The following is a 25,479-nucleotide window of genomic DNA, read 5'->3' on the forward strand; positions in this document are numbered from 1 at the left end:
CGGTAGCAGTAGCCGGTCAGCTCGTCGCGGTGCCGTTCGAGGTCCGCAGGCCCGTGGCCGCCGAGGTCCGCGGGGCCGTGCCGGGCGAGGTCACCTCGATCTGCAGCTCTGTCACCCACGCGTCCTCCTCCTCCGGGCAGTGCAGGTACACCTCCCTGCCGAGCGACAGCGAACGGTACCCGTTCTCCTCGATCCAGTGCGCCAGCGCCTGGAACGTCGCTCCCACCCCGTCCATGGACCCGTGATGCACGACCGTCGCCGCCGTCTCGATGCCCGGCAGCGTGACGACCCGCAGCCCCCCGCCGGCGGGCGGCTCGGCGGAGACCGGCAACGCGGCGTGGACCCGCACCGGCCCGTCCCCCTCCGGCAGGTAGTACGCGACCGACGGACCGACCGGCGACACCTCCGCCGCGTCCAGCCGCGCGCACAGCTCGCCGAAGAGCGGCCCGATGACCGGGCCGATCGCCTCGGGCTCGTAACTCGGGGCGAGCGCGCTCAGCTCGGCCACCCGCATCGGCGCCACCTTCTTGACCACCACGTCCGCGGTTCCCATGCCGCCCTCTCTCTCGATCGCGCGGAGCCTCGCCTCGACGCCGCGCAGGCGGGCCCGGTCGGCGCTGATGCGCGCCTCCAGCTCGGCGTGGCGCAGCCGTACCATGCCGTGCAGTTCCTCGGTGCTCACCTCGTCGTCGAGGATCGCTCTGACCTGCTCCAGGGTGAAGCCGAGGTCCTTGAGCGCGACGACGCGGTTGAGCCGGGAGAGCTGGGCCGCCTGGTAGGAGCGGTAGCCGGTGACCGGGTCCACGTGCGCGGGGCGTAGCAGGCCGATGGCGTCGTAGTGGCGCAGCATGCGCACCGACACGAGCCCGAGCCTGGCGAAGTCTCCGATGCCGAACATGACCGCTCCAGGTGTAGGACCTCACACGGTGTCAGGGTCAACCGGGTGCCGGAGGCGCCACCGTACGGCGACGGGGGGCGTCAGCCCGCGGCGACGGCGACGACCACCATGACCACGGCGAGGACGATCGCCGCGAACGAGTCGTACGCCCACGACACCCGGGCCGGAGCCGCCTCCTTGCCGCGGTGCCGGGCCGACTCGGCGCGCTCGGTGATCTGCTCCCCCACCCAGTCGGCGTGGGTCTTGCCGGACAGCGCGTCGGCCGCGTTCTGCTCGCCCTTGGTCAGCGTGGGCTCGGTGCGGAAGCGGCCCCGCTGCGGCGGCGCGGCGGCGCCCCGGCGCCGCGCCCTGGCCCGCTCGCGGGCGCTGCTGACCGGGGTCCACAGCCGCAGCAGCTCGCCCGCGCCGTGGCGGACGTTGATGGAGTGGGAGACGGTGACCTCCTCGACCGACGCCCAGGGCACGGCGGTCGTGCGCAGCGGGTTGCGGCCGATCAGGGCGTCCTCGGTGAAGCGCGTGACCGGCCGGAGCGCGACCACGTACACGAGCGCGGTCAGGACGGCCAGCACGGCCAGCGCCACGAGCGCCGGCTTGCCGTTGTAGCGGGCGATCAGGTCGTAGACGTTGAGGGCGGCGAACGCCACCCACACCCATCCGAGGACGAACGCGAACCTCGACCGGTAGGACTGCTTCACGGCTGCCACTTCAGCCGCGCGTACCCCGGCTTGATGACGCCGTTGATCAGCGCCAGCCGCTCGTCGAACGGCAGGAACGCCGACTTCATCGCGTTGACCGTGAACCACTGCAGGTCGTCCCAGCCGTAGCCGAACGCCTCGACCAGCTTGGCGAACTCCTCCGACACGCTGGTCGAGCTCATCAGCCGGTTGTCGGTGTTGACCGTGACGCGGAAGTACAGGCGGCGCAGGAGCCCGATGGGGTGCTCGGCGATCGAGCGGGCGGCGCCGGTCTGCAGGTTGGAGGTGGGGCACATCTCCAGCGGGATGCGCTTGTCGCGCACGTACGCGGCCAGGCGGCCGAGCTTGGCGGTGCCGTCCTCGGCCACGGAGATGTCGTCGATGATGCGCACGCCGTGTCCCAGCCGGTCGGCGCCGCACCACTGGATGGCCTGCCAGATCGACGGCAACCCGAACGCCTCGCCGGCGTGGATGGTGAAGTGGGCGTTCTCCCGCTGGAGGTACTCGAAGGCGTCGAGGTGGCGGGTGGGCGGGTAGCCGGCCTCGGCGCCGGCGATGTCGAAGCCGACCACGCCGACGTCGCGGTAGCGCACGGCCAGCTCGGCGATCTCCATCGAGCGGGCGGCGTGGCGCATCGCGGTCAGCAGCGTGCCGACGCGGATGCCGCGCCCCTCCGAACCCTGGCGGAAGCCCTCCAGCACGGCCTCCACCACCTGGTCGAGGCTGAGCCCGGCGGTGGTGTGCTGCTCGGGCGCGAAGCGGACCTCGGCGTAGACGACGCCGTCGGCGGCGAGGTCCTCGGCGCACTCGGCGGCCACCCTGATCAGCGCCTCGCGGGTCTGCATGACGCCCACCGTGTGGTCGAACGTCGTGAGGTAGCGCTCCAGCGACCCGGAGTCGGACGCCTCCTCGAACCACTGACGCAGCTCGTCGGGGTCGGTCGTGGGCAGGCCGCCGTATCCGGCCGCCCGGGCCAGCTCCACGATCGTCTCGGCGCGCAGGCCGCCGTCGAGGTGGTCGTGGAGCAGCACCTTGGGCGCCCGGCGGATCTCGTCAAGCGTGGGGCTCATCAGGCCATGATATGTGGCCTCTCGTCCGCCCCAGGGAACGCGTACGACACGCCCGCCCGGTCATCGCCGGGAGGCGGTCACTCGCGGCCGGCGGACTCGGGGCTGAAGGCGGGCAGGCAGACCGCGACGTACTCGGCGCCCTCGGGCCCGGCGCTGTAGCGGATCTTCTCCCCCGGCTCCGACACGACGCTCTGCCCCGCCGACACCTCGGTGACGCCCCCGGCGTGCTCGACGAGGACCGTGCCGCGCAGTACCACGGTGTACTCGGTGAACGACGGCGTCTGCGCGGGCTCCTCCCAGCCGGGCGGCGCGACCATGTGCGCGACGGAGATCGCCTCGTCGCCGCTGTTGACCCGGCCGATGTGCTCGTCGATGAGCTTGCCGCCGGGCACCGGGATCCGCGTGGGTCCTTCGATCCTTCTCACCGAATACCTACAGGCTGGAGGCCCCGTCCTTCAGGGCGGGCAGGAAAGTCGGAACGGTCGGACACTCTGATCTCCCGGTTTTGTCGGTGACGGTCGGTAGGTTGATCGGCATGTCCCGCTACCGCCTGACGCCGACGCCTGCCCAGGAGCAGGCGCTGGCCGAGCATTGCGGGCACGCCCGGTACGTGTGGAATCTGGCGTGTGAGCAGCACGCGCTCTGGCGGCCGGGACGCAAGAGCGCACCCGGGTTCGCCGAGCAGTGCCGCCAGCTGACCGAGGCGCGAGCGGAATCCGAGTGGCTGCGGGCGGGGTCGATCATCGTGCAGCAGCAGGCACTCAAGGACTTCGCCCAAGCCCTGGCGAACTTCTTCGGCGGGACGCACCGCCGCCCGACGTGGCGTAAGCGCGCCCAGGGCGAAGGGTTCCGGATCGTCGCGGTCAAGGCGGGCGACGTACGCCGCCTGTCCGGCAACGTCGGCGCGGTGAAGGTCCCCAAGATCGGCTGGGTCCGGTTTCGCTGGTCGCGTACTGTCATCGACGGCGTGAAGTCCTACCGCATCACCCGCGACCGGGCGGGACGCTGGCATGTGGCATTCGCCGCGATCCCGGAACCGATCCCCGCACCCGACACGGGCGAGGTGGTGGGCGTGGACCGGGGTGTTGCCGTGTCGGCCGCCCTGTCCACCGGGGAGATGCTGAACGCTCCCGGCCTGCGCGACCCCGAGAAGGTGCGCCTGCTGCGGCTCCTGCGCAAGCTGGCACGGGCCAAGCGGGGATCGAACCGGCGCGGCAAGGTCAAGCAGGCCATCGCCAAGCTGAAGGCGCGAGAGACCCACCGACGCAAGGACTGGGTGGAGAAGACCTCCACCGATCCGGCACGCCGGTTCGACATGATCGCTGTCGAAGACCTCAAGATCCGCAACATGACCACGTCGGCCAAAGGCACCATCGAAGCGCCCGGCCGGAACGTCCGCCAGAAAGCGGGCCTCAACCGGTCGATCATGGCCGCCGCATGGGGCCGGCTCGTCCAACGACTGGAACACAAGGCACCTGGGCGGATCGCCAAGGTCAACGCCGCGTTCACGAGCCAGCGGTGCTCTGCGTGCGGGATCGTGGATGCGAAGTCGCGCGAGAGCCAAGCCGACTTCCGCTGCCGGTCCTGCGGATACGCCTGCAACGCTGATGTGAACGCGGCCAGGAACATCGAACTGGCGGCAGGGCATGCCGTGTCTGCGCGGGAAGGGCCACGGGTTGCCGGGCCGATGCACCGCGAACCTCAACGCGACCTTCTCCTCGTGGGGTAGCTGCCGTTGGAATCCCCCCGCGTTCAGGCGGGGGAGGATGTCAACACCGTGTCAGTGTGCCACGTCGATGACCAGGCGGTCGGGCCGGGTGTATTCGCGCACCCGGAACGGCGTCCTGGAGGCGGCGACGATCCCGGCGCTCACCCGTCCCTCGAAGTCGCCCGCCTTGAGGATCCGGGCGACGTTGCCGAGCGGCTGGGTGAGCGGGGTGCCGGTCCAGGTCGGGGTGCCGTCGTCGGTGTGCGCCTGGGCGGGGGTGAGGAGGACGTACAGGCAGGGGCGCCCGTCCAGGTCGAGGGGCTTGCCGGAGCCGTCCTGCTCCAGCTCGTCCACCCAGCGGACGGTGTAGCCGGGCATGCCGCCCTTGAGGTCCACGACGACGCGGTCGAACCCTTCGTGGCGGCCGGCGCGGACCCCGGTCACGACGACGGGCTCGCCGCGGTCGCGCTCGACCCGTACGGGCGCGGTGCTGGTCGGCAGGGGCGTGGGGGCGAGCTCGTCAGGGCGGGCGGTCCCGGTGGCGGGCGTGCCGGACGCGGAGGGGGCGGGGGTGGCGGCCGGGCCGGAGGCGGTGTCCTCGCCGGGCCGTGCGGGGGCGGTCGGCTCCGGGGAGACGGTCGCGGTGGTGGCGCCGCCCGAGCCGGCCCCGCAGGCCGCCAGGGGCGCCACGGCGGCCAGGACGGCGAGCCCGGTGAGAAGGCGAAGCCGCGCCGCCGGACGCGCCGGGGCCGGGGATGACGTGCTCATACCGGGGAAATGCCCGGCCGGGGCCTCCGCGAAGCCCGACCGGCGCGGTCGGTGATGATCGGCGGCGCGGTCCGTGACGACCGGCGGGCGCGGTCGTCACGGTGTCCGCACGTCGTCACGGTGCCCGCATGTCGTCACGGTGCCCGCACATGGCGAAGGGCCCCGCCGCCGTCGCGGGGCCCTTCGCGCTCAGGAGTCGCGCCCCCGGTCCGGGATCTCCGGTGGGCGGCTGCGGGTCAGACGGTCTCGTACGCCTTGACCTCGGGCTCCTCCGCCAGGGCGGGCTTGGCGGGACGCAGCCCGAAGGCCGAGATCCCGAGCCCCACCACGGCGAGGATCAGCGACACCACGATCGCGGAGCGCAGCGCGCCGATGGACAGGCCGCCCGCCGGGCCGGAGGTGAGGACCGCGGTGACCACGGCCAGCACGATCGCGCCGCCGACCTGGCCGGAGGTGTTGAGCAGGCCGGAGGCCAGACCCTGCTCGTCGTCGTCCACGCCGTTGGTGGCCTGGATGTTCAGCGACGGGAACGACAGCGCGAACGCCACGCCGAGCAGGAGCATGCCCGGGATGACCAGGCCGCCCAGGCTGGGCCGCTCGTCGATGCCGAGGAACATCGCGTAACCGCCGGCCAGCGCGGCGGCGCCGATGACGATGAGCTTGCCGGTGCCGAACCGGTCGGCGAAGTCGCCCATCTTCGTGGACGTCACCGCGACCAGCAGGCCGGCGGGCAGGAAGGCGAGGGCCGTGCCGAGGGCGGACCAGCCGAGCAGGTTCTGGAAGTACTGCATGGCGACGAACTGGAAGGCCACGTACGAGCCCATGAGGATGAGCAGGCCGAGGTTGGCGCGGACGAGCGAGCCGGAGCGCAGGATGCCGAGACGCACCAGCGGGTGACGCATCCGCAGCTCGGCGACGACGAAGAGGCCGAGCAGCGCGGCGCTGGCCACGAGCGAGCCGATGGTGCGCACCGAGCCCCAGCCGGCCTCGGGCGCCTGCACGACGGTGAAGACCAGCAGCAGCATCGAGGCCGTGATCAGGACGGCGCCCAGCAGGTCGTGGCCGCCCTCGGCGCGGTCCTCGGCGACGCGGGGCAGCACCTTCAGCGCGGCGACGAGCGCGATGATGGCGATCGGCACGGGCATCAGCAGGGTCCAGCGCCAGCCGATCTCGGTGAGCAGACCGGAGATCACCAGGCCGAGCGAGTAGCCGCTGGCGCCACAGGCGGTGAAGATGCTCAGCGCCCTGTTGCGCTCCGGGCCCTCCGGGAACGTCGTCGTGATGATCGACAAGGCGGCCGGGGCGGTGAAGGCGGCGGCCACGCCCTTGACGAAACGGGCGACGATCAACAGCGTCCCGTCGTCCACGACGCCGCCGAGCAGCGAGGCGACGGCGAAGACGCCCAGAGCGACCAGGAACACCCTGCGTCGCCCGAGCAGGTCGGCGGTCCTGCCGCCGAGCAGGAGCAAGCCGCCGTAACCGAGCACGTAACCACTGACGACCCACTGGAGGGATGACGTGGACAACCCCAGATCGTGCTGGATGGAAGGCAACGCCACACCGACCATCGACACGTCAAGGGCGTCAAGGAAGATCACAGCACAGAGCACGGCGAGCGCGCCCCAACGAGATGAGGAAGACGACATGGGTCCGTACATTACATGCATCCGCATCTAATGCAAACGCATTTAATTCCGTTGCATGGGATTTCGCGGAGTGGTAACCTCCGCGTCATGGACGAGGCGTTCGTCGTTGTGTGGCACGACGTCCTGGCCAAGCACGCCAGGACCATGTGCATGCTGGAGCGCGAGCTGGGCGACAAGCACGGGCTCGGCGCCAGCGAGTTCGAGGTGCTCGACCGGCTCGCCGGTCACGAGCGCAAGTTGCGGCTCCAGGAGCTGTGCGACGAGGTCCACCTCAGCCAGAGCGCGCTGTCACGCGTGGTCGCCCGGCTGGAGAAGTCCGGGCTCGTCCTGCGCGGAGCGTGCGACGTCGACCGGCGCGGCGTGTTCGTGTGCCTGACCGACGAGGGGCGCACCCGCCACGCGGCGGCGCTGCCGACCCACCGCGCGGTCCTCGCCGAGGTCTTCGCCGACGCACCCGTCCCCGTCGCCTGAGCCGACGCACCCGTCCCCGTCGCCTGAGCCGACGCGCCCGCCCCGTCGCCTGAGCCGTCGCTCGCGTCCCCGAAGCCGGACGCGCCCTGCCCGCGCCGCCAGGCGCCCGGTAGCCAGGCGTCCCGTCGCCCGGGGCGCCGGGTCCCCGGACACGGCGGAGCCCGTGCGAGAGGTCTCGCACGGGCTCGTGAGCGTCGCCGGGCGCTACGCCGTGATGCGGTCGATGACCAGCGACAGGTGCTCCCCCGCCGCCGGGCCGACCTCGTAGCCGCCCTCCAGGGCCTCCAGCGCCCGCTCGAAGCGGGCGGGCTCGTCCGCGTGCAGCGTCATGAGCGGCTGCCCCTCGCGGACCACGTCACCCGGCTTGGCGTGCAGGGTGACGCCGGCGCCGAACGACACCGGGTCCTCCTTGCGGGCCCGGCCCGCGCCGAGCCGCCAGGCGGCCAGGCCGACCGCGTAGGCGTCGAGACCGGCCAGCACGCCCGACGCGGGGGCCGCGACGGTCATGGTCTCGGCCGCGCGGGGCAGCGGCGCGTCGGGGTCGCCGCCCTGGGCGGCGATCATGCGGCGCCAGTGGTCCATCGCCGAGCCGTCCTTGAGCGCCTGCTCGGGGTCCTTGCCGGCGATCCCGGCGGCCTCCAGCATCTCCCGCGCCAGCCGTACGGTGAGCTCCACCACGTCGGACGGCCCGCCGCCGGCGAGCACCTCGACCGACTCCTCGACCTCCAGGGCGTTGCCCACGGCCAGCCCGAGCGGCCGGTCCATGGCCGTGAGCAGCGCCACCGTGCGCACGCCCGCGTCGGTGCCGAGCGCGACCATCGTCTCGGCCAGCTCGCGGGCCCGCTCCACGGTCTTCATGAACGCCCCGGAGCCGACCTTGACGTCGAGCACCAGCGAGCCCGTGCCCTCGGCGATCTTCTTGGACATGATGGACGAGGCGATGAGCGGGATCGACTCGACCGTGCCGGTGACGTCGCGCAGCGCGTACAGCTTCTTGTCGGCGGGCGCCAGGCCGGAGCCCGCCGCGCACACCACCGCGCCCGCCGAGCGCAGGACGTCCAGCATCTCGTCGTTGGACAGCGAGGCCCGCCAGCCGGGGATCGACTCCAGCTTGTCGAGCGTGCCGCCGGTGTGGCCGAGGCCGCGGCCCGAGAGCTGCGGCACGTAGGCGCCGCACGCGGCCACGAGCGGCGCCAGCGGCAGCGTGATCTTGTCGCCGACGCCGCCGGTCGAGTGCTTGTCGGCGGTCGGCCGGTCGAGGCCGGACCAGTCCATGCGCTCGCCCGAGCGGATCATGGCCTGGGTCCAGGCCGCGATCTCCCCGCGGTTCATGCCGTTGAGCAGGATCGCCATGGCCAGGGCCGACATCTGCTCGTCGGCGACCTCGCCGCGGGTGTAGGCGTCGATGACCCAGTCGATCCGGTCCGTCGTCAGCTCGCGGCCGTCGCGCTTGGCGACGATGACCTCGATGGCGTCCATCAGGCGCTCCGCGACAGGTCGTCGGGGCCGAACGCGTACGGCAGGATCGCGGCCATCGGCTTGGGTCCGTCCACGGTCTCCACCAGCAGGTCCTCGCCGCCGAACTCGAACAGCAACTGCCGGCAGCGCCCGCACGGCATCAGCAGCTCGCCGTGGCCGTCCACGCAGGTGAAGGCCACCAGCCGGCCGCCGCCCGTGGCGTGCAGCGCCGACACCAGGCCGCACTCGGCGCACAGGCCGAGCCCGTAGGAGGCGTTCTCCACGTTGCAGCCGGTCACGACGCGGCCGTCGTCGACCAGCGCGGCGGCCCCGACGGGGAACTTGGAGTACGGCGCGTACGCCCCGTGCATGGCCTCCGTGGCGGCGGCCCGCAGCCCGTCCCAGTCGACGCTCGTGTCGGTGCCCATCAGTGTTGCTCCCCCCGGCGGTAGCGCACGCCGTCGGCCTTGGGCATCCGCAGCCGCTGCGAGGCGACCAGGAGCACGAGCAGCGTGAGCACGTGTGGTGTGATGAAGACGAACTCGTTCGGCAGCTTGTCGACCACGATCCAGAGCCACAGGAGCGCGAGCGCGCCCACGGCGGCGGCGGCCAGCACCGTGTACTGCTTGGGAGTCCGGGTGACGGCCACCTCGGTCTGGGCCGGTGCCAGCATGGCCACGATCCGCATGCCGACGTAGATCAGCAGCAGGATGGCGGCGAACAGCAGGATCGACGTGACGGCCTCCGAGCTGCGCAGCTTCAGGCCCTCGGCGTAGCCGAACAGCGCGGCGCCGGCCGTGAGCCCGCCGGGCCGCCAGTTGCCGAAGATCATGGCGGCCAGGCCGATGAAGCCGCGCCCCTGGGTCTGGCCCTCGACGTACTTCGTGCTGATGAAGACCAGGAAGACGCCGCCGAGGCCGGCGAAGGCGCCGGAGATGACGACCGCGACGTACTTGATGCGGTAGACGTTGACGCCCAGCGACTCGGCCGCCCACGGGTTCTCGCCCGCCGAGCGCAGCCGCAGGCCGAAGGCCGTGCGCCAGAGCACGAAGAACGTCAGCGGCAGCAGCAGCACGGCCAGGATGACCAGCACGTTCACATTGTGCGTCAGCCCGCGCAGGATGCCCGCCACGTCCGCCACGAGGAACCAGTGGGTGCGCTCCAGGCCGCCCAGCCAGTCGGGGCCGGAGGACAGCAGCGGCAGGCTGGGCGTGGGCGCCTGCGACGACAGCGGGGGTGAGGTGGTGATGCCGGCGCCCGCCGCGGCGGCCGGGGTGCCCTCCTTGTAGAGGACCTCCGACAGGAAGCGGGTGATGCCGGGGCCGAGCAGGTTGATGGCGACGCCGCTGATGATGTGGTCGACGCCGAAGGTGATGGTCGCGACCGCGTGGATGAGCCCGCCGAGCGCGCCCGCGAGCAGACCGGCGATCAGCGCGGCCCACGGCCCCCACTGGTAGCCCGCCCAGCCGGCGAACCAGGTGCCGAGCACCATCATGCCTTCGAGGCCGATGTTGACCACGCCGGCCCGCTCGGCCCACAGGCCGCCGAGACCGGCCAGTCCGATCGGCACCGCCAGCATCAGCGCGGCGGCGAACGTGCCGGAGGAGGTGAGGTCGTTCTCCCCGGAGATCACCCGGACGAGCGACAGGAGCAGGACGAGGACGGCGACGCCGATGAGCGCCAGGTGGTATTTGCGGATCCGGGTCGAGCCCGCGACGGTCGTCATGCTGCCACCTCAACCGGAGTGTTCCTGCCGAGCTGCCGCGCGGCCCGCCGTTCCTCGCGCCGCAGCGCCATCCTGCTGGTGATCTCGTTGGCGACGACCACCAGGAGCACGATCGCGCCCTGCATGATCGCGATGACCGAGGGCGGCACGTTGGCGAACTGCAGCGGCCCCTGCGCCCGGTCGAGGAAGCCGAACAGCAGCGCGGCGACCGCGATGCCCGCCGGCCGGTTGCGGCCGAGCAGGGCGACGGCGATGCCGAGGAAGCCGAGGCCGGGCGTGAAGTTCGAGCCGAAGTTGTGCTTGTCGCCGAGGATCTCCGGCAGCCCGATCAGGCCCGCGATCGCGCCGGACAGCACCATCGCGGCGATGACCATCTTCTTCGGCTTGACGCCCGAGGCCAGCGCGGCCATCGGGTTGAGGCCGCTGGCCTTGACCTCGAAGCCGAACTTGGTCCGCTCCAGCAGCACCCAGACGGCCACGCCGAGCAGGACCGCCACGACGAGGAAGCCCCACAGGCCGCCGCCGCGCGGCGCGGGCAGCCCGAACATCTCGAAGAGGCCGTTGAGGTTGGGGAACCAGGCCGACTCGGGCAGCGTGGGCGTGCTCGTGGTGAGCTGGCCCTTGGCGCGCTCGCCGGTGAACGGACCGCGCACGAGGAACGCCGCCAGGTTGATGGCGATGTAGTTGAGCATGATGGTCGCGATGACCTCGTTCACGCCCCGGGTGACCTTCATGACCGCCGGGATCAGCGCGTACAGGCCGCCGACGGCCGCCGCGACCACGATGATCACGAGGATCTGGATCGGGGCGGGCAGCGAGAACTGGGCGCCGACGAACGCGGCGCAGATCGCCGCGATCCGGTACTGGCCCTCGACGCCGATGTTGAAGAGGTTCATCCGGAAACCGACCGCCACGGCCAGGCCCGCGATGAACAGCGGGACCGAGCGGTTGATCATGGTGGTGATGCCGTTCACCACCGCGCGCTCGGTCTCGCCGAAGTTGAACAGCGCCGCGAACGCCGCCTCCGGGCTGGCGCCCGCCGCGATGATCGCGACGCTGGAGATGGCCACCGCCAGCACGATCGCGATGGCGGCGCCTGCGACGGTGAGCAGCGCCCGGTAGAGCCCCGCGGGCATTACGCCTCCTCCCCGGCAGGCTCGGCGGTGGAGCCGCTGATCGCGCCGGTCATGTAGCCGCCCAGCCGTTCGGGGGTCACGTCGGACGGGTCGAGCCGGGCGACGAGCCGTCCCCGGTAGATCACGTGCAGGGTGTCGGACAGGCCGATCAGCTCGTCCAGGTCGGCCGAGATGAGCAGCACCGCCAGCCCGGCGGCGCGGGCGGCGCGCAGGTGGTCCCAGATGGCCGCCTGGGCGCCCACGTCGACGCCGCGCGTGGGGTGGGCGGCGATGAGGAACACCGGCTCGCCGCTCATCTCGCGGCCGACGATGAGCTTCTGCTGGTTGCCGCCCGACAGGGCCAGGGCGAGGGTGTCGACGCCCGGGGTGCGGACGTCGTACTCCTCGATGATGCGCTGGGTGTCGGCCTTGGCGGCGCGCCGGTCGATCCAGACGCCGCTGCGGGACGGCTTGCGGGTCTGGTGGCCGAGGACGCGGTTCTCCCACAGCGACGCCTCCAGCAGGAGCCCCTGCCGGTGGCGGTCCTCGGGGATGTAGCCGATGCCGGCCTCGCGCCGCTTCAGCGTGCTCCAGGAGCTGATGTCGGCGCCGGCGAGCTCCACGGAGCCGTGCACGGGCCGCATGCCCATGATCGCCTCGATCAGCTCGCTCTGGCCGTTGCCCTCGACGCCCGCGATGCCGAGGATCTCGCCCCGGTGGATGTCGAACGACACGTCGTCGAGCAGCAGCCGCCGGCCCTCGGCCCGCAGGCCCGCCGTGTACTCGGCGATCGGGGTGCCCTTCGGCAGCGACCGGAACCCGTCGGCCTCCATGGTCAGCCCCGACACGCTCAGGGCCACGGTGTCGGTGACCGTGGACTCGCGGGTCTCGGGCGTGGGCAGCTCGCTGCCGACCATCAGCTCGGCGAGCTGCCGGGCGGTGACCTCGCGCGGGTCGACGCTGGCGACCGTGGTGCCGCGCCGGATCACGGTGATCGCGTCGGCGATGCTGAGCACCTCGTCCAGCTTGTGCGAGATGAAGATGACGGTCAGGCCGCCCGCCTTGAGCTCGCGCAGGTTCTCGAAGAGCTCGTCCACCTCCTGCGGCACGAGGACCGCGGTGGGCTCGTCGAGGATGAGGATGCGGGCGCCCCGGTAGAGGACCTTGAGGATCTCCACGCGCTGCCGGTCGCCGACGCCGAGGTCCTCGACCAGCCGGTCGGGGTCGACCTGCAGGCCGTGGGTGGACGACAGCTCCTCGATGCGGGCGCGCGCCCGGGCGGTGTCGAGGGCGCCGGCCTTCTTCGGCTCCGCGCCGAGGACGACGTTCTCCAGCACGGTGAAGTTGTCGGCCAGCATGAAGTGCTGGTGCACCATGCCGATGCCCGCCGCGATCGCGTCGCTGGGCGTGCGGAACGACACCTCGGTGCCGTTGATCCTGATGGTGCCCTCGTCCGGCTTCTGCATGCCGTAGAGGATCTTCATCAGCGTCGACTTGCCCGCGCCGTTCTCCCCGACGATCGCATGCACCGTGCCGGGTTCGACGGTGATGCGGATGTCGTGGTTGGCGACGACGCCGGGAAATCGCTTGGTGATGCCCTCCAGCTCGACGGCGGGTCGCGCCGTGGCGGGGGCGTCGGCGTTCATTGGTCGCTCACCGTTCCTCATTCGCTCCGCTCCGGGTCGCTGGTCCGCTCCCGCGCCTCCGGCCCGGGTGGAGCGGGCGCAATAGACCGAAGGCCCGGGGTACGGACTCCGGGCCCTCGGTCGTTGTCCCTGTCACCCGTTACGGCTTGGCCGGAACGGTGATCTTGCCGTCGACGATGTCCTTCTTGGCGGCGTCGAGCTTGTCCTTGATGTCGTCGATCTCGCCACCGGTGGTGGCCAGGCCCACGCCGTCGACCTTGAGGTCGTAGACGGTGTTGCTGCCGCCCTTGGCGCCACCCTGGAACGCCTTGATGAACTCGAACACGCCGACGTCCACGCGCTTGAGCATCGAGGTCATGATGACCGACTGCAGGTCGGTCTCCTTGATGGTCTGGCGCTGGTCGGCGTCGACGCCGATGGCCTGCTTCTTGGCCGCGGCGGCCGCCTGGAACACGCCGAGGCCGGAGTCACCGGCGGCGTGGTAGACGATGTCGGCGCCGTCCTGGTACATCTTCTCGGCCGCGACCTTGCCCTTGTCGGGGGCCTTGAAGCCGCTGAAGTCGCCGTCGGGCGTGAGGTACTTGACGTCGATCTTGGCGTCCTTCTTGACCGACTTCACGCCGGCCACGAAGCCCGCCTCGAACTTCTTGATCAGGTCGTTCTCGACGCCGCCGACGAAGCCGACGTGGCCGCTCTTGGCCTTCAGCGCCGCGGCGACGCCCGCCAGGTAGGAGCCCTGCTCCTCGGCGAACTGCAGACCCGTCACGTTCGGGGCGTTGGAGGCGGAGTCGACCACCGCGAACTGGATGTCGGGGTACTCCTCGGCGGTCTTCTTGATGTCCTCGCCGTAGGCGAAGCCGACCCCGATGATCGGGTTGTAGCCGGCGTCCGCGAGCTGGCGCAGCAGCTCACCGCGGTTGGAGCCGTCGGCGGCCGGGCTCAGGTCCTTGATGTCCGCGCCGAGTTCGGCCTTGGCCTTCTCCAGGCCGGTGTACGCGGCGTCGTTGAAGGACTTGTCGCCGCGCCCGCCGACGTCGAACGCGAGACCGACCTTGAGCGCGCCCGCCTTGGGCGCGTCGCTGCTGGCGCCCGCGCTGGGCTGGGCGCTGGCCGAGGTGTCCCCGCCGCTGTTGCCGCCGCAGGCCGCCGCTGCCATGAGCATGGCGCCGGCCACCGTGCCGACCGCCATCCTGCCGAATCGCTTGCCGAGCAAGTCGACTCCCTTCCAATTACCCGCCGTCAGACTTCATCGCAGGCGCGAAGAAAAGTACGGCAACTCAAACGGAAGATAGTTGCTCGGTCAGGAGGGTCCAAACCGGCACCCGGGGTCGCAACCGCTCCGTTATCGACATCTCTCGCGTCCGTGACCTGATCTGCGAAGACAGGGACGCCAAAGGAGCCCTCGGCAACCTTTGCCGGACTTTGACCAGGGAGGGGCCCTTGCCCCCGCTCCGATCATGGCAGAGATTCGATCAAAGGTGGAATGGTCGTCTGGAGAGCTGATGCGCCCTCGCAAGGTCCTCGCCGTGCCCCTGTCCGTCCTGCTCGCGCTCCCGCTCGCGCTCGCGTGGGGCCCGCCGGCGGTGGCGGACGCCACGCGGCCGCTCGTGGCGAACGCCACACAGCTGCTCATGGCCGACGCCACGCGGCCGCTCGTGGCCGACGGCGCCACGCAGCCGGTCTTCTCCCGGGCCGAGGCGATCAAGCAGACCGTGTACGTCGAGGTGGCGGGCACCGACAGCGACGGCGACGGCGCGCCGGACCGCGTCGCCGTGGACATCCTGCGCCCCAAGGAGACCGACCAGGGGCTCAAGGTTCCGGTGATCATGGAGTCGAGCCCGTACTACGCGGGCGGCAACGACGTGGCCAACCACGTCGTGGACGTCGACGCCGACGGCAACCCCCTGCCCACCCTGCGCGCCCGCGGCGCGGACAAGCTGCTCGCCGAGCCGTTCGACGGCTACTACGACAACTACTTCGTGCCCCGCGGCTACGCGATCGCGCTGGTGGAGAATCTCGGCAGCGGGCGCGCCACCGGCTGCCCGACCACCGGCGACCGCAACGAGACCGCCGGCCCCAAGGCCGCGATCGACTGGCTGAACGGCCGGGCCAGGGGCTTCACCGCCGAGGGCGAGCCCGTCGCCGCCTCGTGGGCCACCGGCAAGGTGGGCATGATCGGCGTCTCGTACAACGGCACGCTGGCCAACGCGGTGGCCTCCACCGGCGTCGAGGGCCTGGAGACGATCGTGCCGATCGCCTCGATCTCCTCCTGGTACGACTACTACCGCTCGGGCGGCGGCGTGGTCGCGCCCGGCGGCTTCCAGGGCGAGGACGCGGACGTGCTCGCGAAGTACGTGCTCACCAGGGCCGACGGGCAGCGCGTGTGCGGCCCGCTCGTCGAGCGCATCACTGCCGAGCAGGACCGGATCAGCGGCGACTACAACCGCTTCTGGGACGCCCGCGACTACCTGCGCGACGTGGACAAGGTGCGCGCCAGCGTCTTCCTGGTCCACGGGCTCAACGACTGGAACGTCAAGACCGGGCAGTTCGCCCAGTGGTGGCGGGCCCTGTCCAGGCGGGACGTGCCGCGCAGGATCTGGCTGCACCAGGGCACGCACATGAACCCCTTCAACCTGCGCACCGTCGAATGGCTGCGGCAGCTCCACGGCTGGTTCGACCACTGGCTGTACGGCCTGGACAACGGGGTCATGCGCGAGCCGCAGGCCGACGTGGAGACCGCGCCGGGCACCTGGCAGCGCTACCGGTCGTGGCCCGTGCCCGGCACGACGCCGGTGCGGCTGCACCTCGGCACGGGCGGCCGGCTCGGGCTGACGCCCCAGGCGGGGATGGGCCGGGCGGGGATCTCCAGGGAGGCGTTCACGGACCAGAAGACGCGGACGGCCGAGCAGCTCGCCGAGTCGGCGCCCGCGCCCGACCCGAACCGCCTGGCCTACCTCACCGCGCCGCTCCCGGCCGACGTGCGGGTCTCCGGCACGCCGTCCGTGGCGGTCACGGCCTCGCTGTCGGGCGGCCCGTCGCCGTACCTGACGGCGCTGCTGGTGGACTACGGCACGGACGTGCGGCCCACCGGGACGCTGGTGCCGACCGGCGAGACGCTCTGCTACGGGCAGGGGGTGCCCGGCGACACGGGCTGCACGACCCTGCGGACGCTCGGCACCGCGACCACCCCGTACATGATCGTCTCCCGGGGCTGGCTGGACACCCGCAACCGGCACCGCCCCGACGTGACCGAGCCGCTGAGGCCGGGCCGGGAGTACGCCTTCCGGTGGGACCTCCAGGCGACCGACCACGTCTTCAAGAAGGGGCACCGGCTGGGGCTGGTCATCCTGTCGACGGACCGCGACTTCACGCTCCGCTACCCGGAGGGCACCAGGATCACGCTCGCCCCGTCGCGCTCCACCTTCACGCTGCCGGCCTCGATCCTGCCCTTCCTGTGACGCGCGTCGACCCCGGCGCGTCGCGCCGGGGTCGAGGATCAGGCCAGCGAGGTGATCGGGTCGGTGACGGTGACCGGGCGGGACTCCCACAGGGCCGTCAGCGCGGTGGCGGCCATGAGCCGCACGCCCATGCCGATCGCCGACTCGTCGACGTCGAAGGTGCCCTGGTGGATGTCGTAGGTCTCGCCGCCCACGGTGCGGGTGCCGAGGCGGGCGAACGCGCCGGGGACCGACTCCAGGTACCAGGCGAAGTCCTCGCCGCCGAGCGACTGCTGGGTGGGGGCGACGGAGCCGGGACCGAGGGCCCGCTGGGCGGCCTCGGCGAGCATCTCGACGCTCATCTCGTCGTTGACGACCGGCGGGACGCCGCGGACGTACTCCATCTGCGCCTCGATGCCGTACGCGCCGGCGACGGAGTCGAGCAGGGCCTTGATCAGGTCGGGGGCGGCGTGCCAGGCGTTCTCGTCGAGGCAGCGCACGGTGCCCTCGGCGACGCCGTCGTCGGGGATGGCGTTGGCGGCCGACCCGGCCTCGACCTTGCCCCAGACGAGGCTGAGCGAGCTGCGCGGGTCGACGCGGCGCGACAGGGCGGCGGGCAGCTCGGTGAGCACCTTGGCCAGCGCGAAGACGAGGTCGGCGGTCAGGTGGGGGCGGGCGGTGTGGCCGCCGGGGCCGGAGACGCGCACGACGAGCTTGTCGCAGGCGGAGGTGATGGGGCCGGGCTTGAGGCCCACGTGGCCGACGTCGAGGCGGGGGTCGCAGTGCAGGCCGAAGATGCGGTCGACACCGGTGATGCCGCCGTGGGCCATGACCTCCAGCGCACCGCCGGGCAACTCCTCGGCGGGCTGGAAGATCAGCCGCACGCGGCCGGGCAGCAGCCCCGCGGCGGCCTGCTGGGCGAGGAAGAGCGAGGTGCCGAGCAGGATCGTGGTGTGGACGTCGTGGCCGCACGCGTGGCAGGAGCCCGGGACGGTCGAGCGGTAGGACACGTCCTTCTCGTCCTGGAGCCCGAGGGCGTCGATGTCGGCGCGGAGCGCGACAGTGGGGCCGTCGCCGCTGCCGACGTCGCAGATCAGGCCGGTGCCGCGCGGGAGCACGGACGGGATGAGGCCGGCGGCGGTGAGCCGGTCGGCGATGCGCTGCGTCGTGCGGTACTCGGCGAAGGCCAGCTCGGGGTGCCGGTGGAGGTCGCGCCGGAACTCCACCAGGTCGTGCTCGTGCTCGCCCAGGAACGCGTCGAGTTCTCCTCGCAGCTCACGTCCCCGCATCAGTCACCGTCCCGTCCCATGCCGTGGGATGTCTACTGCCCCACGCCCACGGCTCATATCGTCAAATGTCGTTACAGTCCCGTCTGGTCTCACGAAGGCCGCTGTCCGGTCAGGGCAGCGACCCGGCGGATCGAAAGCCGGCCCCCCGAGGCTGTGCCAGGGGTCGTCGGCAACGGGCGCGGCCGGAGGACTCCGTGTGGAGGGCAACCGCGACAGCCCGGGACCACGGCGGGTGACCGTGAACCCGATGGCGATGCTTCGACTTTATCGCTCCCGCGTACCGTCCCGCGGACAACTACCCCAAAAATTAGCCGACGGCATGCCCGTAACCCGGTGCCATCACCGTTTGTGAGGGGGCAAGTGACCTTGAAATAGTCACAACGGATCATTAGATGGTGACCCGTTGACACCACTTTCAAACATGCTGCCCGATTCCGAATCCTGTCACCTTCTGTCATGGTCATGACACTGCGGCGACGGCTGCTTTCGCGAATAATGCGTGCTTCACTCGCAATATGATCACTAAAATCCCGTTCGGGGAGAAGTATGCACGGTTGAGCATCTTCGAGCCGAGCGAGGGGACCCTGGTGGTCGTGCCCTCGCTCTCCCTTCCGCAGGACGAGCTGCGCCGCATCACGGCCGCGAGGTGCTACGAGGAGCGCCTGCTCTTCCTCCTCCTCAGCCTCCGCGAGCCCGGGGTCAAGGTGGTCTACCTCTCCTCCATGCCCATCGACCAGGAGATCGTCGACTACTACTTCGGCTTCCTGCCGGACCCCGAGGACGCTGCCAAGCGGCTCACGCTCATCAGCCTCGACGACCCCCGCACCCAGCCGCTCACCCGGAGCCTGCTCGCCCGGCCCGAGATGATCGAGCAGGTCCGCGCGGCCATCGACGGCGAGGACGCCTGGATGGTCCCGTTCGTCCTGAGCGAGCTGGAGGAGGAGCTCGCCTCGTCACTCGGCGTGCCCCTCTACGGACCGGCCACCGCGCTCGCCCACTACGGCTCCAAGAGCGGCTCGCGCGAGGTCGGCCAGGAGGCGGGCGTGCCCATGGCGCGCGGCTTCGGCGACCTGCGCACCCAGGCGGAGATCCAGGACGCCATCGACGCGCTGCCGGGCGAGCGCGTCATCGTCAAGCTGAACGACGGCTACTCCGGCCTCGGCAACGCCATCGTCAGCAAGTCCGGCGCCTCCCGCTTCAGCTTCTCCGCCGACGGCGAGACCTGGGACACCTTCTCCGCGAAGATCTTCGAACGGGGCGCGGTGGTCGAGGAGTTCATCGAGCACCGGCCGCTGTACTACCCGAGCGCGCTGGCCCGGATCACGCCGGGCGGCCACCACGACGTCGTGGCGACGCACGACCAGGTGCTCGGCGGCGCGAACAACGACGTCTACCAGGGCTGCACGTTCCCCGCCGCCCCGGAGTACCGGGCCGAGGTCGGGGCGTCGGCCGCCCGGATCGCCGCCATCCTGGCCCAGCGGGGCGTGGTCGGGCTGTTCGGCATGGACTTCTTCGCGCTCAAGGCCGACGCCGGCTACGCCGCGCTGCTGTGCGAGATCAACCTGCGCATCGGCGGCACGACCCACCCGTTCGGCGCCGCGGTCCTGACCACCGGTGCCACCTACGACCCGGACACCGGGCTGCTCATGGCCGACGGCCGGCCCAAGTACTACACCGCCACCGACAACTGCTCGTCGTCCTGCCTGCGCGGACGCTCCCCCGGCGAAGTGACCCGGATGGCCGAGCGACTCGGCCTCGGCTTCGACCACGCGGCCCGCAAGGGGAACGTCTTCCACCTGCTGGGCGCGATCCCGGAGCACGGGAAGCTGGGCTTCACCTCGATCGGCGACTCGCGCGAGGAGGCCGACGAGCTTCATCGTCTGACCCGTCTCGCCCTCTGCGGAGCGCCTTCCAGCCGATGACGCCGACGACGGCACCGAGGACGAGGTTGACGGCGATCAGAATGCCGTGCACCACGTAGAACGCGGTCGGATGCCCGTCGGCCAGGTTAAACCCCAGATTCACCCACTCAAAGATCATGAAAATCCCGAGAAGAATGAGGAATCCGGCGATCTTTCGCGACATACCCACCCCTCTAGTATCGAGGCAGGACCCCCCGGGGAATGTGTCGGCACATGCGCAAGAACTCGAAGCTACTCTGAGATCGCCATGTGGACGAAACTGGTGCCTGCCACGGCACTCCTCGCCGCGGTCACGCTCACCGGGACCGCCCACGCCTCACCGACGTCACCCGTCAGCGCCTCACCGGCGACGCCCGCCATGCCCACCGCGAGCTCACCGGCGGTGCCGGAGCCGATCGGGGGCGAACGGCTGGTCCGCCACGGCATGGTGGCGCCCGACGGCGTCAAGGAGCCGCCCAAGACCAAGGCGACCTCGTACGTGATCGCCGACGCCGACACCGGCGAGGTGCTCGCGGCGAAGAATCCCCACGGCAGGTACCTCCCGGCCAGCACCCTCAAGATCCTGACCGCCGTGACCCTCATCCCGCTGCTCGACAAGAACAGGACGGTCCGGCCCAGCAGCGTGGCCGTCAACCAGGAGGGCAGCGCGGTCGGCCTGACCACCAAGCCGATCTACAAGGTGGACGACCTGTTCAAGGCGCTGCTGATGTCGTCCGGCAACGACGCGGCGATGGCGCTGGCCGAGGCCAACGGCGGCCTGCAGAAGACGCTGCGCGACATGAACGCCGAGGCCAGACACCTCCAGGCCAACGACACCGTGGCCCGGACGCCGAGCGGCCTCGACCAGCCGGGCCAGAGCAGCTCGGCCTACGACCTCACGCTCATCGCCCGCGCCGGCCTGGCCAGCCCCGAGTTCCGGCGGTACGTGAGCACGAAGGTCGCCAGGTTCCCGGCGCCGAAGGACTACTACGAGATCAGCAACCACAACAAGCTGCTGTGGCGCTACAAGGGCATGATCGGCGTCAAGAACGGCTGGACGTCCAAGGCGCTCGGCAGCTTCGTCGGCGCGGCCACCCGCGACGGCCACACGATCATCGTGGCGATCATGCGGCACGAGGGCTACTTCTGGGAGGAGGTGGCCGGGCTGCTCGACTGGGGGTTCGCCAACCGGGGCAAGGTGACACCCGTCGGGCGGCTGGTCGATCCGCTGCCCGCGGCCGTGCCGGTGCGCGAGCAGCAGGCGGCGCCCGCCCCGGGCGTCTCGGCGAGCGCCCGGCCCTCCACGTCGCTGCTCGGCGCGGCCGCCGCCGCGCAGACCGACTCCAGCCGGCGCACCGGCCTGCTCGTGATCGGCGGCGGGCTGCTGTTCGGATTGTGCTGGCTCGGCTTCGGCCTGTGGCGCAGGCGGTCACGCCTCTGACGGCCGGGCTCCTGGTCCCCGGGCGGCCCCTGACGCCCGGCGACCGGTCAAGCCTGTGACGGCAGGCCCGCCGAGGAGCCGTTCGACGGGATCGGCGACGGCGCGGGCGGCGGGCCGAGCCCGGCCGTGGCCGTCCACGCGGCGACGTACAGGATGAGCCTGGCCGAGAAGTTGATCCACAGCAGCAGGCCCACCATGACGGCGAACGCCCCGTACAGCGGGTTGTTGAGCGTGTGGCTCAGCAGCAGCCCGGCCGCCTGCTTGAGCAGCCCGAGACCAACCGCCCCGAGCAGCGCGCCCTTGGCGACCACCCGGAACGGCTGGGTCGGCTTGGCCACCCAGCCGAGCACGATGACGAACAGCAGCCAGTCGGCGACCAGGCTGGCCCCGAGGCCGGTCAGGAACAGTCCGGCGTTGTTCAGCGGCGTGTCGTCCAGGCCGAGGAAGCGCACCACCCAGGTGGTGGCCTGGGTGGCGAACCCGGTGACCAGGACGGAGGCCAGCAGCGCCGCGCCCAGCAGGACGAGCGTGACGAGGTCGCGCAGCTTGCCGCGGAAGTAGTCCAGCGGCGGCGCCGTGGTCATCGACATCTCCCGCAACGCCCCGCGCAGCGCGTCCACCGCGCCGAGCCCGGCGTAGAGCAGGCCCAGCAGACCGATGATCCCGGCGGTCGCCTTGGCCGTGGCGATGCCCTGGACGTCGATCTGGTCGGCGATGCCGGGAAGCTGCTCCTCGATGGCCTTGCTCAGCGCCTTCATGGCGGCCTCGTCGTTGGCCAGGATGTAGCCGAAGACGGCGAAGCCGAGCGCCACGAGCGGGAAGAACGACAGGAACGCGAAGTACGTGACCGCGCCGGCCAGCCGGTCGCCCGACTGGAACTGGTAGCGCTGCACGGTCCTGATCCAATGGTCGATGAACGGCCTGCGGACTCGCCAGTGATCCCTGAGACGGCGCCCGCGCGCCTTCACCGCCTCGATCCGCTCGGACAGGCCCATCGCTCTCGCGCCACCTTTCGCCTCGGCCAGTGGCTCCTGCCCCGCACCGGCCGGTCAAGTCTCGCATCAGGCCACGATTTCCGCCGCTCAGAGACGGTTTCCGCCGCTCGAAGGGCGTGGCTCGGGCGAACGCGGAGACTCGGAGGTCCGGGCGGGCGCGGGGGCTCAGGTGAGCGCGGCAGCTTGGGCGCGCGGCGGCTCAGGCGAGCGCGGCGGCTCAGACGAGCGCGGCGGTGACCCGGCCGGCGGCGGCGGCCAGCGCGTCGAGCGCCGCCGGCACGTTCTGGCCCACGAGCCGCCCGTCGCGCTTGACGACGCGCCCGCCGACCAGCACGGTGTCCACGGCGCTCGTGTCGGCGTTGAGCACGATCGCGGCGATCGGGTCGTACGAGGCGGCCAGGCCGAGGGAGTCCGTGCCGAGCAGCACGAGGTCGGCCTGCTTGCCCGGCCGCAGCGACCCGGTCACGTCGCCGAGCCCGACCACCCGGGCGCCGTCGATGGTCGCCATGCGCAGCACGTCGCGGGTGGTGAAGCCGAGCCCGACGCCGTCCGGCCGGCCGCGCTCCAGCGTGTACGCGGTCCGCATGAGGCTGAACATGTCGCCGGGAGCGCACGTCACCGTGTCGGCGCTGAACGAGACGGGCATGCCGGCGGCCTGCGCCCGCCCGGTCACGGGGTAGCCCATGCCGAGCGTCATCTCGTCGACGGGCGAGACGGACACGCCGCCCCCCGTTCCGGCGATGACCTTGAACTGCTCGTCGGAGTAGTGGTTGGCGTGGATGAACGTCATTCCGGGCGTGAGGAACCCGCGGGACTCCAGGAAGGCGAGCCCCTTGGTGGCGCTGTCCGGCCCCTGGCCGCCGAGGTGGACGGTGACGGGCAGGTCCAGCTCGCGGGCCGTCTCCAGCTCCGCCAGCGCCTGCTCCTCGGGCGCGATCTCCGGCCCGAGCGCGGCGAAGGCCATGCTCACCAGGCCGGCGGAGGAGAAGTAGGCGTCGCGGACGCGCCGGGTCTCCCTGGCCAGCTCGGAGAGCGGCCCCTGGTGGCAGTAGCCGAAGACGGCCCGGATGCCCGAGGCGCGCAGCGCCTCCACGGCGGCGTCGGTGTGCTCGGGCGAATGCTGGATGTGCGACCAGTCGAGCAGCGTGGTGACGCCGGCGTCGAGGCTCTCCAGGGCTCCGGCGAGGTTGCCGGCGAGGACGTCCTCCGGCTGGAAGGCGGGGCCGAGCTGCCCGAAGATGCGCTCCGCGTAGCCGGCGAACGCGAGGTCGGCGGTGGTCGTCCGGATGGCGGCCTGCCAGGTGTGACGGTGGGAGTCGACGAAACCGGGCATGACGATGTGCCGGGACGCGTCGATGACCTCGGCGCCGTCCGGGGCGGTCAGGTCAGGGCCGACCTCCGCGATCCGGCCATCCTCGATCCGCACGTCGGCCCGGCCGATGACCACCGGCTGCGGCTCGGTGTCGACGACGATCCCGTTCTTGATCAGAGTTTGCATGCAAAAAAGCTTAGTGAATAGCTTTTGGAAAAGCAATCTGGCGACAAGTATCCTCGTTCCATGAAGAACGACGAGGTGGACGGGCTCGTCCCGCGCTGGCGCGACTCCGGCATGCCGTCGGGCCTCATCGCCGGGCTGGAGCTCAGCAAGCGGGCGTCCCGCCTCGACATGCTCTTCCAGGAGGCCATCAAGGCCGAGCTGGCCGGGCTGGGCCTCACCTACGCCGAGTTCGACATCCTCGCCGCGCTGGCCCGCGCGGAGCCCCCGCACGCCATGAAGCCGAGCGAGCTGTCCAAGTCGCTCTTCCTCACCTCCGGCGGCACCAGCAACGTGCTCCAGCGCCTGACGGCCGCCGGCTACGTCGAGCGCGCCGCCGATCCCGGCGACGCCCGCAGCAGGTGGGTGCGGCTGACCCCCGAGGGGCTGAAGGTGGCCAACACCGCGCTGGACCTCGCGGGCAAGGCCAACAGCGAGGTGATGGCGGGCGTCCCCGAGGAGACGGTGCGGCGGGCCGCGGACGCCCTGCGCGAGATCCTCGTGGCGGTCGGCCGCCGCAGGATCCGCTGACGGAACGCGCGACGGCGCCCGGCTCGATCAGGAGCCGGACGCCGTGTGCGGTGCCCGGAGGCCCGCCGTCCGCGCGCCCGGAGGCGCGCCATGTGCGTGCTCCGAGCTCGCCGTGTGCGGTGCTCGGAGGCTCGGGTCAGAGGCTCGCCAGGAAGCCGACCTTGTCGCGGACCTGCTCCATCGTCTCCTCGGCGACCTCGCGCGCACGCTGACCGCCGATCGCCAGCAGGCGGTCGAGCTCGGCCTCGTCGGCCAGCAGCTTCTCGGTGCGCTCGCGGATCGGCGTGAACGTCTCGACCACGGCCTCGGCCACGTCCTTCTTGAAGGTGCCGTAGCCCTGACCCGCGTAGCGGGCGACCAGCTCGGGGATGGGCGTGCCGGTCAGCGCCGACTGGATGCGCAGCAGGTTGGACACGCCGGGCTTGTTCTCCTCGTCGAACAGCACCTCGGAGCCGGTGTCGGTGACCGCGCGCATGACCTTCTTGCGCAGCGGACCGGGCTGGTCGAGCAGGTCGAGGATGCCCGCCGGGCTGGAGGACGACTTGGACATCTTGGCCGTCGGGTCCTGGAGGTCGGTGATCTTCTCGACCTCCTTCGGGATGTACGGAGCGGGGAGCGTGAACAGCTCGCCGTAGCGGTGGTTGAAGCGCTGCGCCAGGTCGCGGGTGAGCTCCAGGTGCTGCTTCTGGTCGGCGCCCACCGGGACGCTGTCGGCCTGGTAGAGCAGGATGTCGGCGGCCTGCAGGATCGGGTAGGTGAACAGCCCGACGCTGGCGGCGCTCTCGCCGAACTTGGCGGCCTTGTCCTTGAACTGCGTCATCCGGCCGGCCTCGCCCATGCCGGTCAGGCAGATGAGGATCCAGGCCAGCTCGCTGTGCTGGCGCACGTGCGACTGCACGAAGACCGTGGAGCGCTCCGGGTCGAGCCCGGCGGCGAAGAGCTGCGCGGCGGCCACGCGGGTGCGGCGGCGCAGGTCGGCCGGCTCGGTCGGCACGGTGATGGCGTGCAGGTCGACCACGCAGTAGAAGGCGTCGTGGGTCTCCTGCATCGGGACCCACTGGCGGACCGCACCCAGGTAGTTGCCCAGGTGGAAGGAGTCCGCGGTGGGCTGGATGCCGGAAAGAACACGAGGTCTGGCCATGGCACACAA

General features: G+C 71.4%; 23 protein-coding genes. 6 read left to right on the plus strand and 17 right to left on the minus strand.

From position 1 onward, the window contains the following. Positions 1 to 16: 16 nt before the first annotated feature. From HTZ77_RS02335 to HTZ77_RS02350, 4 genes are all read right to left on the minus strand, one after another. A complete protein-coding gene (locus tag HTZ77_RS02335; protein WP_175587719.1) occupies positions 17 to 898 on the minus strand; it encodes a MerR family transcriptional regulator in 882 nt (293 codons plus the stop codon). 80 nt (positions 899 to 978) lie between these two features. Continuing rightward, positions 979 to 1,593: a hypothetical protein gene (locus tag HTZ77_RS02340; RefSeq protein WP_175587720.1), complete on the minus strand. Its 615-nt coding sequence runs from the start codon at positions 1,591 to 1,593 to the stop codon at positions 979 to 981. After that, positions 1,590 to 2,663, minus strand: coding sequence for an adenosine deaminase (locus tag HTZ77_RS02345; protein ID WP_175587721.1), 1,074 nt, complete (start codon positions 2,661 to 2,663; stop codon positions 1,590 to 1,592). The genes HTZ77_RS02340 and HTZ77_RS02345 overlap by 4 nt, the downstream gene beginning before the upstream one ends. 77 nt (positions 2,664 to 2,740) lie before the next feature. Next, entirely contained in the window at positions 2,741 to 3,088 is a 348-nt protein-coding gene (locus HTZ77_RS02350) for a cupin domain-containing protein (protein WP_175587722.1), read from the minus strand. A 110-nt stretch (positions 3,089 to 3,198) separates the two neighbouring features. Here HTZ77_RS02350 and HTZ77_RS02355 point away from each other — a divergent pair, with 110 nt between their 5' ends. Next, positions 3,199 to 4,392 (plus strand): RNA-guided endonuclease InsQ/TnpB family protein, encoded by a 1,194-nt coding sequence (locus tag HTZ77_RS02355; RefSeq protein ID WP_175587723.1) that lies wholly within the window; start codon positions 3,199 to 3,201, stop codon positions 4,390 to 4,392. Between the two features lie 51 nt (positions 4,393 to 4,443). On the opposite strand, the gene HTZ77_RS02360 is transcribed toward HTZ77_RS02355, so the two are convergent. Together HTZ77_RS02360 and HTZ77_RS02365 are read right to left on the minus strand one after the other, a co-directional pair. Then, a complete protein-coding gene (locus HTZ77_RS02360) occupies positions 4,444 to 5,139 on the minus strand; it encodes an AMIN-like domain-containing (lipo)protein (protein ID WP_175587724.1) in 696 nt (231 codons plus the stop codon). 236 nt (positions 5,140 to 5,375) lie between these two features. Further along, entirely contained in the window at positions 5,376 to 6,812 is a 1,437-nt protein-coding gene (locus tag HTZ77_RS02365; protein WP_205301962.1) for an MFS transporter, read from the minus strand. Positions 6,813 to 6,872: 60 nt separating this feature from the next. On the opposite strand from HTZ77_RS02365, the gene HTZ77_RS02370 reads away from it, so the two are divergent. Next, positions 6,873 to 7,256 (plus strand): MarR family winged helix-turn-helix transcriptional regulator, encoded by a 384-nt coding sequence (locus HTZ77_RS02370; RefSeq protein WP_175587725.1) that lies wholly within the window; start codon positions 6,873 to 6,875, stop codon positions 7,254 to 7,256. Between the two features lie 204 nt (positions 7,257 to 7,460). Here the strand turns inward: HTZ77_RS02370 and HTZ77_RS02375 are convergent, their stop codons facing one another. From HTZ77_RS02375 to HTZ77_RS02400, 6 genes are all read right to left on the minus strand, one after another. Then, complete coding sequence (locus HTZ77_RS02375) at positions 7,461 to 8,735, minus strand: thymidine phosphorylase (protein ID WP_175587726.1); 1,275 nt, start codon at positions 8,733 to 8,735, stop codon at positions 7,461 to 7,463. After that, positions 8,735 to 9,142: a cytidine deaminase gene (locus tag HTZ77_RS02380; protein WP_175587727.1), complete on the minus strand. Its 408-nt coding sequence runs from the start codon at positions 9,140 to 9,142 to the stop codon at positions 8,735 to 8,737. The genes HTZ77_RS02375 and HTZ77_RS02380 overlap by 1 nt, the downstream gene beginning before the upstream one ends. Further along, positions 9,142 to 10,440 (minus strand): ABC transporter permease, encoded by a 1,299-nt coding sequence (locus tag HTZ77_RS02385; protein WP_175587728.1) that lies wholly within the window; start codon positions 10,438 to 10,440, stop codon positions 9,142 to 9,144. The genes HTZ77_RS02380 and HTZ77_RS02385 overlap by 1 nt, the downstream gene beginning before the upstream one ends. Further along, positions 10,437 to 11,576, minus strand: a complete 1,140-nt coding sequence (locus tag HTZ77_RS02390; protein ID WP_175587729.1) for an ABC transporter permease — start codon at positions 11,574 to 11,576, stop codon at positions 10,437 to 10,439. Before HTZ77_RS02390 ends, HTZ77_RS02385 begins: the two co-directional genes overlap by 4 nt. After that, the gene (locus HTZ77_RS02395) at positions 11,576 to 13,201 is read right to left on the minus strand and encodes an ABC transporter ATP-binding protein (RefSeq protein ID WP_175587730.1); all 1,626 of its coding nucleotides are present in this window, start codon (positions 13,199 to 13,201) and stop codon (positions 11,576 to 11,578) included. The genes HTZ77_RS02390 and HTZ77_RS02395 overlap by 1 nt, the downstream gene beginning before the upstream one ends. Before the next feature lie 139 nt (positions 13,202 to 13,340). Then, positions 13,341 to 14,414 (minus strand): BMP family lipoprotein, encoded by a 1,074-nt coding sequence (locus tag HTZ77_RS02400; protein ID WP_175587731.1) that lies wholly within the window; start codon positions 14,412 to 14,414, stop codon positions 13,341 to 13,343. Between the two features lie 289 nt (positions 14,415 to 14,703). Here HTZ77_RS02400 and HTZ77_RS02405 point away from each other — a divergent pair, with 289 nt between their 5' ends. Then, positions 14,704 to 16,659: a Xaa-Pro dipeptidyl-peptidase gene (locus HTZ77_RS02405; RefSeq protein ID WP_175587732.1), complete on the plus strand. Its 1,956-nt coding sequence runs from the start codon at positions 14,704 to 14,706 to the stop codon at positions 16,657 to 16,659. Positions 16,660 to 16,697: 38 nt separating this feature from the next. On the opposite strand, the gene HTZ77_RS02410 is transcribed toward HTZ77_RS02405, so the two are convergent. Further along, on the minus strand, positions 16,698 to 17,927 hold the full coding sequence (locus HTZ77_RS02410; protein WP_175587733.1) for a M20 family metallopeptidase: 1,230 nt from the start codon (positions 17,925 to 17,927) through the stop codon (positions 16,698 to 16,700). Positions 17,928 to 18,481: 554 nt separating this feature from the next. Between HTZ77_RS02410 and HTZ77_RS02415 the strand changes: the two genes are divergently transcribed. Then, positions 18,482 to 19,849 carry a peptide ligase PGM1-related protein gene (locus HTZ77_RS02415; protein ID WP_235994129.1) on the plus strand — a complete coding sequence of 456 codons (1,368 nt, stop codon included), beginning with the start codon at positions 18,482 to 18,484 and terminating at the stop codon, positions 19,847 to 19,849. Here HTZ77_RS02415 and HTZ77_RS48650 read toward each other — a convergent pair. Beyond that, a complete protein-coding gene (locus HTZ77_RS48650; protein WP_407940468.1) occupies positions 19,761 to 20,012 on the minus strand; it encodes an SCO4848 family membrane protein in 252 nt (83 codons plus the stop codon). The genes HTZ77_RS02415 and HTZ77_RS48650 overlap by 89 nt on opposite strands. A gap of 84 nt (positions 20,013 to 20,096) precedes the next feature. Here HTZ77_RS48650 and HTZ77_RS02420 point away from each other — a divergent pair, with 84 nt between their 5' ends. Continuing rightward, positions 20,097 to 21,269 carry a D-alanyl-D-alanine carboxypeptidase family protein gene (locus tag HTZ77_RS02420; RefSeq protein WP_175587735.1) on the plus strand — a complete coding sequence of 391 codons (1,173 nt, stop codon included), beginning with the start codon at positions 20,097 to 20,099 and terminating at the stop codon, positions 21,267 to 21,269. Between the two features lie 47 nt (positions 21,270 to 21,316). On the opposite strand, the gene HTZ77_RS02425 is transcribed toward HTZ77_RS02420, so the two are convergent. Beyond that, positions 21,317 to 22,264: a YihY/virulence factor BrkB family protein gene (locus HTZ77_RS02425; protein ID WP_175587736.1), complete on the minus strand. Its 948-nt coding sequence runs from the start codon at positions 22,262 to 22,264 to the stop codon at positions 21,317 to 21,319. Between the two features lie 217 nt (positions 22,265 to 22,481). Beyond that, entirely contained in the window at positions 22,482 to 23,762 is a 1,281-nt protein-coding gene (locus HTZ77_RS02430) for an amidohydrolase family protein (RefSeq protein WP_175587737.1), read from the minus strand. 60 nt (positions 23,763 to 23,822) lie between these two features. Here HTZ77_RS02430 and HTZ77_RS02435 point away from each other — a divergent pair, with 60 nt between their 5' ends. After that, positions 23,823 to 24,329: a MarR family winged helix-turn-helix transcriptional regulator gene (locus HTZ77_RS02435; RefSeq protein WP_175587738.1), complete on the plus strand. Its 507-nt coding sequence runs from the start codon at positions 23,823 to 23,825 to the stop codon at positions 24,327 to 24,329. 136 nt (positions 24,330 to 24,465) lie between these two features. Here the strand turns inward: HTZ77_RS02435 and trpS are convergent, their stop codons facing one another. Then, the gene (trpS, locus tag HTZ77_RS02440) at positions 24,466 to 25,470 is read right to left on the minus strand and encodes a tryptophan--tRNA ligase (protein ID WP_175587739.1); all 1,005 of its coding nucleotides are present in this window, start codon (positions 25,468 to 25,470) and stop codon (positions 24,466 to 24,468) included. Between the last annotated feature and the right edge of the window lie 9 nt (positions 25,471 to 25,479).

The organism is Nonomuraea montanisoli (assembly GCF_013363975.1).
In the GTDB taxonomy this organism is placed as follows: domain Bacteria; phylum Actinomycetota; class Actinomycetes; order Streptosporangiales; family Streptosporangiaceae; genus Nonomuraea; species Nonomuraea montanisoli.